This is a genomic window from Streptomyces odonnellii (genome assembly GCF_000981895.1).
Classification (GTDB): Bacteria; Actinomycetota; Actinomycetes; order Streptomycetales; family Streptomycetaceae; genus Streptomyces; species Streptomyces odonnellii.
This window is the reverse complement of sequence record NZ_LATD01000032.1, coordinates 19,524-27,461: the sequence shown is the minus strand read 5'-3', so window position 1 is coordinate 27,461 and position 7,938 is coordinate 19,524. Positions and strand designations below refer to the sequence as shown.

At 70.2% G+C, this 7,938-nt stretch carries 6 protein-coding genes; 3 read left to right on the top strand and 3 right to left on the bottom strand.

Annotated features, from left to right (window positions below):
• Positions 1-8 precede the first annotated feature (8 nt).
• The 3 genes from WH07_RS05290 to WH07_RS05280 all read right to left on the bottom strand — a co-directional run bounded on the left by WH07_RS05290 (position 9) and on the right by WH07_RS05280 (position 4,668).
• Positions 9-410 carry a DUF742 domain-containing protein gene (locus WH07_RS05290; RefSeq protein WP_046495927.1) on the bottom strand — a complete coding sequence of 134 codons (402 nt, stop codon included), beginning with the start codon at positions 408-410 and terminating at the stop codon, positions 9-11.
• Between the two features lie 109 nt (positions 411-519).
• Positions 520-933: a roadblock/LC7 domain-containing protein gene (locus WH07_RS05285; protein WP_030351794.1), complete on the bottom strand. Its 414-nt coding sequence runs from the start codon at positions 931-933 to the stop codon at positions 520-522.
• A gap of 9 nt (positions 934-942) precedes the next feature.
• Positions 943-4,668, bottom strand: coding sequence for a sensor histidine kinase (locus WH07_RS05280; protein WP_046495922.1), 3,726 nt, complete (start codon positions 4,666-4,668; stop codon positions 943-945).
• Positions 4,669-5,240: 572 nt separating this feature from the next.
• Here WH07_RS05280 and WH07_RS40225 point away from each other — a divergent pair.
• The 3 genes from WH07_RS40225 to gltX all read left to right on the top strand — a co-directional run bounded on the left by WH07_RS40225 (position 5,241) and on the right by gltX (position 7,895).
• Positions 5,241-5,417, top strand: coding sequence for a hypothetical protein (locus WH07_RS40225; RefSeq protein WP_198533723.1), 177 nt, complete (start codon positions 5,241-5,243; stop codon positions 5,415-5,417).
• 230 nt (positions 5,418-5,647) lie between these two features.
• The gene (locus WH07_RS05275) at positions 5,648-6,430 is read left to right on the top strand and encodes a fumarylacetoacetate hydrolase family protein (RefSeq protein WP_046495920.1); all 783 of its coding nucleotides are present in this window, start codon (positions 5,648-5,650) and stop codon (positions 6,428-6,430) included.
• Entirely contained in the window at positions 6,423-7,895 is a 1,473-nt protein-coding gene (gltX, locus tag WH07_RS05270; RefSeq protein ID WP_046495918.1) for a glutamate--tRNA ligase, read from the top strand. Before WH07_RS05275 ends, gltX begins: the two co-directional genes overlap by 8 nt.
• Positions 7,896-7,938 lie beyond the last annotated feature (43 nt).

Sequence of the window (7,938 nt, the reverse complement as noted above, 5' to 3'; positions counted from 1 at the left end):
CACCGCCGCTAGAGCTTGCGAAGTCCACTGAGCACCCTTTCGAGCAGAGTCACATCCGGCGTGCCGCCGGCCTCTCCGTTGCCCGGCTGGTGGATGGCCACCATGCCCGCCTCCGCCAGGTCGGCGACCAGGATGCGCGCGACGCCCAGCGGCATCGTCAGCAGGGCCGACACCTCCGCGACGGACTTGACCTCACGGCACAGGTGGCAGATCCGCTGGTGCTCAGGGAGCAGAGTGGCAAGGTGCGCCGGGTCTGCCGTCGTACTGACCAGCGCCTCGATGGCGAGCTGGTACCGCGGCCGGGTCCGGCCGCCGGTCATGGCGTACGGACGGACCAGCGGCTGGTCGCCCTCGGAGCCGTACGCGTCGACTGCGCCGTACGGATCGTGAGAGGCGGGTGGCGGGGTCATGAATCCTCCGGGCGTGACAGCAAGATGTCTGCGTGCCGTCTGACTTGGCCGGTGGGGGGCCGGTTGGGCGGCCTGACGGTGGTTGGAGCGGGGGACGGTGCCTTGAGCCTCAGTGCAGCAGGCTGCCCTGGAGCTCGGCGCGCAGGTCCGGGGTGAGGACCGTACCTGCGCGGTCGACCAGAAGGGCCATTTCGTATCCCACCAGGCCGATGTCGCACTCGGGGTGCGCCAGTACGGCTAGGGAGGACCCGTCGGAGACGGACATGAGGAAGAGGAAACCGCGCTCCATCTCGACGACGGTCTGGTTGACCGGGCCGCCTTCGAAGATCCGGGACGCCCCCGCGGTCAGCGAGGTCAGACCGGACGCCACGGCCGCGAGCTGATCGGCGCGGTCGCGGGGGAAGCCCTCGGACATGGCCAGCAGAAGTCCGTCCGCGGAGACCACCACCGTGTGGGACACCCCGGGGGTGTTGTCCACGAAGTTGGTGATCAACCAGTTCAGATTCTGCGCAGCCTGACTCATCGGACTCAACTAACGCTCCTGCTGGTGAGAGGTGCCGAGGTTGAAACTCCCGGTCGCCGGGCCGGTGTTGCCGGCCTGACGACCCTGCTGGATACCCCGACGGAGATTGGTCAGCCGGCCGCGTACGTCTGCTGGCGCACGCGATACCTGCGGACCGGCCTGGGTGTTCTGTTCCTGCGCGGTGCCGGGCACCAGATTGGCACGCGGCACCCGGCGGGGCAGACCGGATGTGGTGATCCCGCCCGCCTGGGGCTTCTTGACCCGCTCGGCCTGGCGTACCAGCTCGTCGTTGGGCGACGTACGCCAGGAAGAGGTGACGCCCGCGCCCCGGGCGCCCGAACCGTTGGCGTTCAGGCCCGGGAAGCCCGAGCCGTTGGTGCCGGAGCCCTGGATGTCGCGGCGCGGCATCGGGGGCTGCTGGGACTGGTGCTGCTGGGGTGGCTGCTGCGGGTACTGCTGACCGCCGCCCTGCTGGCCGTGTCCGTGGAACCAGTTGGTCTCCAGGTTGTCGTACAGCGGGGTGCGGCCGTCGCCGGGACCGGCCGGCGGCAGCGCCTCCGGCTGCTGCTGCGGCAGGCCCTGCGGCCGGTAACCGCCCTGCGCGCCCGGACCTCCGGGGCGCTGGGCGTTGAAGTCCTGCTGGGGGTGGTAGTCCCGCTGCTGCGGGGCGTTGTTGTACTCGGCGTTGTACTCGGCGGGGGCACGGAAGTCCGACTGGGCGTTGCCGTACCCGTTCTGCGGGGCGTCGTAGCCCCCCGGGGCGTTGAAGTCCGGACGGGGGAACTGGGCCGTGGCAGCCGCGTCCTGCGGTCCGCCGTGTCCCGTGTTCGCGTCCGGCCGGGGCCCGCCGAAGTCCGGGCGCTGGAACTCGGCCGTGGACCCGGGGCCCTGCTGGTCGGCTCCCGGCCTGACGAACTGGCCGGAGGTGTCGTGCTCCTCGTGGCCGCGCGGTGCGTCCAGCGGGGAGTGCTGCCCGGGCTGCTGGTCGCTGCCCCAGCTCGTGGTCTGCTGACGCTGCGGCTGCGGGTTCCCGCCGGGCAGTTCGGCGCGCGGTCCGCCGGGCGGCGGAAGCTGCCGGCCGCGGTCGGGGGCGCCGCCCTGCTGGAAGGCGTTCTGGGCGCGGCCGCTGAAGCCGTTGCGGTCGCCGCCGCCCTGGCCGGCCCGGGCACCCGGTCCCTGCTGGCTGTTCGGGTTCTGCCCGGCCGGGCCGCCGAACTGGTCGTTACGGACCTGACCCTGGCCACCGCCCTGTCCGGGACCGGCCTGGCCCTGGCCCGGCGCGCCGAAGGCGTTCTGGCTGAAGATGCTGGACTGGCCCGAGCCCTGCCGCTGCGGATCCTGCGGTCCGCCCTGGCCGCCGCCCGAGCCGTCCCGGGACGGCAGCGCGGCGCGCGGGCTCGCGCCCGCGAGCAGTCCGGGGCCGCCGCCGGGTCCCGCGCCGAGACCAGGCCTGCCGCCACCGGCCGCACCGGGTCCGCCGGTCAACTGGCCGCCCGGGGCGGGCGCCTGGCCCACCGCGTTCTGGCCGCCGGGACCGGCACCGGGCCGGCCGGGCACCGGAGCCTTCTTGCCGCCGTGCGCGACATCGACCGGCAGCATGACCAGTGCGGTCGTGCCACCCGAGTCGGACGGACGGAGCTGGATCCTGATGCCGTGGCGCAGGGACAGCCGGCCGACCACGAACAGACCCATGCGGCGCGATACGGAGACGTCCACGGTCGGCGGCGAGGCCAGCCGCTCGTTGATCGCCGCGAGGTCCTCGGGGGACAGACCGATACCGGTGTCATGGATCTCGACCAGCACCCGCCCGTCGGGCAGCGCGTGACCGGTGACCCGGACCTTGGTCTGCGGCGAGGAGAACGAGGTCGCGTTCTCCAGCAGCTCGGCGAGCAGGTGCACGAGGTCGTTGACGACGCGTCCGGCGACCTCGGTCGCGGGGACCGAGGCCAGTTCGATGCGCTCGTACTGCTCCACCTCGGAGGCCGCAGCTCGCAGCACGTCGACCAGCGGTACGGGCCTGGTCCACCGGCGGCCCGGCTCCTCGCCCGCGAGGACGAGGAGGTTCTCACCGTTACGGCGCATACGGGTCGCGAGGTGGTCCAGCTTGAAGAGCGAGGAGAGCTGGTCAGGGTCCGCCTCACGGGACTCCAGCTCGGAGATCAGGGAGAGCTGACGCTGGATCAGGCCCTGGCTGCGGCGCGAGAGGTTGGTGAACATCGCGTTGACGTTGCCCCGGAGGAGGGCCTGCTCGGCGGCGAGGCGGACCGCCTCGCGGTGCACGTCGTCGAAGGCCGCGGCGACCTGTCCGATCTCGTCCCGGGAGTGCACACCGACCGACTCGACGGAGGTGTCGACATCCTGCGGGTCCGACTCGGAGAGCTGCTTGACCAGCTCGGGCAGCCGGTCCTGGGCGACCCTGGTGGCCGTGTCCTGGAGCCGGCGCAGCGAGCGGATCATGGACCGGGCGACCACGAAGGCGCCGGCCAGCGAGACACCCAGCACGAGCAGGATGACCGCACCGTTGATGAGCGCGTCGCGCTGCGACTGGGTGCGCAGCTCGCGGGCCTTGCCCTCCATCTCGCCCAGCAGCGTGGCCTCGATGGTCTTCATCGCGTTGATCCGGGTGGACGCCTGGTCGGTCCAGTCCAGATACGAGCGGTTGGGCTGCTGCGCCATGCCGTCCGGGGTGGCGAGCACGCGCTCCGCGTACTTCTCGGCCTGGCCTATCTCAGGGTTGCCGTTGCCGTCGAGCGGAGCCGTCAGCTCTTCGGCGTCGCCGCCCATCGACTCGTACAGCGAGCTGAAGGAGGTGAGGGCGTTCCGCTCCTTGGTCTGCGCGGCCAGACCGTACAGCCGGTCGCTGTCGGTGAGCTTGCCCTTGGTCTTCGGGTCGGCCGGCAGCGCGGCGGCGATGATCGCGCGCTGGATCGAGGCGTACTCCTTGGCGGAGGAGAACGCTGCCAGCGCACGGGTCCGCTTGATCATGTCCGGGTTGCTGGTCGCCTGCGCCATGTCCTGCGAGAGGCTCAGCAGCGAGTCGATCAGTCCGCTGTACGCGTCGACGGTCAGCGAGTCCGACTCCGAGGTGTACGCGCCCTTGCGGATGTCGTTGATCTTGTTGACCTGGGTGGCGATCTGGTTGACGTTTGAGCGGATGCTCTCCAGCGCCTCGTCGCCGTCGGTATTGCCGATGTCGACCGTGGCGTCGAGGAAGGCCCGCTTCGCCCGGTCGGTCGCGGTACGGCGGTTCTTGACCTTGTAGTCGTCGGGCGACTCGCCGTTGGTGAGCGGACCTGCCGACTCGTCACGTTCCGCCTGGAGCGCGGCGGCGAGGCTCGTCGCCTCCTTGGTCATCTTGGTGAGGAGCTGCATGTGCTCCAGTTGCTGAATGTCGTTCAGCGACTGGTTGATACGGAGCCCGCCCAGCGAGGTCGCGGCGACCACCGGCAGTGTCAGCAGCGCCACCAGGCGCGTGCTGATACGCCAGTTGCGCAGCGCGATCCTCGGCCCGACCTCACCCGGCACCGAAGTGACCGGTGGCGTCACGGGCTTGGGCGGCGCCGAAGGCCCGCCCGCACCCGGTGCGGCCCCGGCGGACCCGCCTCTGCCGCCACTCTCGCCCGAGGGTGCCGGTCCCGGGTTCTGGGTGTGCTGGGGCGAGGAGCCGCGGTCGGTTCCGCCGCGGGGCTCCTGCTCCGCCGCAGCACTGCTATCCCTCTTGAAACGTCCCTGCACTAGCGTCGCAACCTCTGGACCAGGCGCCCCTCCGCGAACGGCGGGGCGGTGTCGGCGTCGTGGGGTGCAGAACGCCCCCCATGGTGGTCGTGAGTGACCGGCGCTGCTCCCCTTCCCCGCCGCCACTCGGCGCTGCGTTGCGCCCCTGCGCGCCGGCTTGTAAACCCGCGGCGGTGGGGGGAATTCCAGCACAGTGCAGGATCTCCAACAAGGGCCACGGGAGGGCCCATGGCTTGAATGACGCCGTGTGAGCGCCGGGTCACGAGCCGTAGAAATGGTTCACGGAGGAAACGGACTTTTATTGACGACCCGCTTACGGGTGGGGGGTGTCCCAGTCTTCATGATCAGGAGCGGAATGTAACGTTCAGTAGCTCAATGTCCGATTCCATGGTCAACGATCAGTGACCGGAATGGGGGAAATGCCCGGCGAGTCGTGAGGAAACTCACATGGAGATCGCTGCTGGATCCCGTCGGTGGCGGGGAATCGGATGTTTAGCCTGACGCTTTACAGAGATGGCACATCCGACAAGTGGCGCCCCGCGCCCCGCTCCCGACAAGGTCTGACACCACAGATGAAGACGACGATGATGTTCCGCAGCACCGCCAACCCCCGGCGCACCACACTGGCGCATTTGAAGGACGCCGAGGAGATGGCACCCGCGGAGCACCAGGAACACCCCGTCGCCCTGCCCAACCGGACCGCCAACCCCCGCCGTACGACCCTGATGGACGCTCCCGTCGCGTCCTAGGCCCATCTCCGGGGCCCTGGGGGACACGCCCTGGCCGGCTCCGTCCGAAGTGATCCGCGGGGTGACCGTTGATCCACTTCTCACCCGCACTGTAATACGCGAAGCGGCCGTCCCGGACATCCGAGGTGGCCGCTCCGTACGCGCGACGCCCACCACGCCCCCCGCGCTAGCCTGGAGCGTCAGTCTCCGGAACAGCCGGCACGTCAAGTAGTGAGGGGCGGCAGCATCCCGTGCGCATCGCCAGATTCTCCATCGACGGCAATGTCGCCTTCGGCGCGGTCGAGGGCGAGGGCAGCGACCCGGCCGGCCTTGTGCTCGACATCATCAAGGGCATCCCGTACGCCGACTTCGAGCTCTCCGGCACCAAGGTCCCGCTGAGTAAGGTCCGTCTCCTGCCGCCCGTGATCGGCAACAAGATCCTGGGCATCGGCCGCAACTACGCGGAGCACGCGGCCGAGCTGGGCAACGCGGTCCCCGACGTCCCGGTCGTCTTCCTCAAGCCCACGACCGCGCTCATCGGCACCGGCGACGCCGTCGAGTACCCGTCCTTCTCCGACGAGGTCCACTACGAGGCCGAACTGGCCGTCGTCATCGGCCGGATGTGCCGCGAAGTCCCCCGCGACCGGGTCAAGGACGTCATCCTCGGCTACACCTGCGCCAACGACATCACGGCCCGCGACACCCAGCGCGCCGAGAAGCAGTGGGCCCGCGCCAAGGGCTTCGACACCTCGTGCCCGCTCGGCCCCTGGGTGGAGACCGACCTCGACCCCTCGGACCTCACCATCCAGTGCACGGTCAACGGCGAACAGCGCCAACTCGGCCGTACGAGCGACATGATCCGCTCCGTCGAGGACCTGATCGTCCACATCACCGAGGCCATGACGCTGCTCCCCGGCGACGTCATCCTCACGGGCACCCCCGCCGGGGTCGGCCCCCTCAGCGTCGGCGACGAGGTCGCCGTCACCATCGAAGGCATCGGCACTCTCACCAACAAGGTGATCAAGCGTGGCTAACGGACCCGTCCGTGTACGTTTCTGTCCCTCGCCGACCGGCAACCCCCATGTGGGACTGGTCCGCACCGCCCTGTTCAACTGGGCCTTCGCCCGGCACAGCGGCGGCACCCTGGTCTTCCGTATCGAGGACACCGACGCGGCGCGCGACTCCGAGGAGTCGTACGAGCAGCTCCTCGACTCGATGCGCTGGCTCGGGTTCGACTGGGACGAGGGCCCGGAGGTGGGCGGCCCGCACGCGCCGTACCGCCAGTCGCAGCGGATGGACATCTACCGCGACACCGCGGACAAGCTGCTCGCGGCCGGCCACGCGTACCACTGCTACTGCACCACCGAGGAACTGGACGCGCGCCGCGACGCGGCCCGCGCGGCGGGGCGTCCCTCGGGGTACGACGGGCAGTGCCGCGATCTGAGCGCGGAGCAGCGGGCGGCGTACGAGGCGGAGGGCCGCACGTCCATCGTGCGTTTCCGGATGCCCGACGAGCCGATCACCTTCACGGACCTGGTCCGCGGCGAGCTGACCTTCACCCCGGAGAACGTTCCGGACTACGGCATCGTCCGTGCCAATGGCGCGCCGCTGTACACGCTGGTCAACCCGGTCGACGACGCGCTGATGGAGATCACCCACGTACTGCGTGGTGAGGACCTGCTGTCCTCCACCCCGCGGCAGATCGCGCTCTACAAGGCACTGATCGAGCTGGGCCTCGCGAAGGAGATCCCGGCGTTCGGGCACCTCCCCTATGTCATGGGCGAGGGCAACAAGAAGCTCTCCAAGCGCGACCCGCAGTCCTCCCTGAACCTCTACCGGGAGCGCGGATTCCTGCCCGAGGGCCTGCTCAACTACCTCTCCCTGCTGGGCTGGTCGCTCGCCGCGGACCGGGACATCTTCTCGATGGACGAGATGGTCGCCGCGTTCGACATCGCGGACGTCAACGCGAATCCGGCTCGGTTCGATCTGAAGAAGGCCGAGGCGATCAACGCCGATCACATCCGGCTGCTGGACGGAAAGACGTTCATCGAGGCGTGCGCGCCCTGGCTGAAGGCCCCGCACGCGCCCTGGCCGCCGGAGAACTTCGACACGGCGGCCTTCGAGGCGCTGGCGCCGCTGGCGCAGACCCGGCTCACGGTGCTCTCGGACATCACCGCCAATGTCGACTTCCTCTTTCTGGACGAGCTGGCGGAGGACGAGGCGTCCTGGGCGAAGGCGATGAAGCCGGGCGCGGACGCGCTGCTGGAGACCGCCCGTACGAAGATCGCCGAGGCGGAGTGGACCGCGGAGGCGCTCAAGAACGCGGTGCTCGCGGCGGGCGAGGAGCACGGTCTCAAACTGGGCAAGGCCCAGGCCCCGGTCCGTGTCGCGGTCACGGGCCGCACGGTCGGCCTCCCGCTCTTCGAGTCCCTGGAACTCCTGGGCCGCGAGCGCACACTGAGCCGCGTCGACGCGGCCCTGGCGAAGCTGCGGGCGTAGCCGCCCGCGCAGGAGCGCACGGTTGTCCAGGGGCGCACGGCGC

Excerpts from the sequence above, each read along its gene's own strand:
- WH07_RS40225 (WP_198533723.1), top strand. The coding sequence starts at position 5,241 with ATGAAGACGACGATGATGTTCCGCAGCACCGCCAACCCCCGGCGCACC.
- WH07_RS05285 (WP_030351794.1), bottom strand. The coding sequence starts at position 933 with ATGAGTCAGGCTGCGCAGAATCTGAACTGGTTGATCACCAACTTCGTG.
- WH07_RS05290 (WP_046495927.1), bottom strand. The coding sequence starts at position 410 with ATGACCCCGCCACCCGCCTCTCACGATCCGTACGGCGCAGTCGACGCG.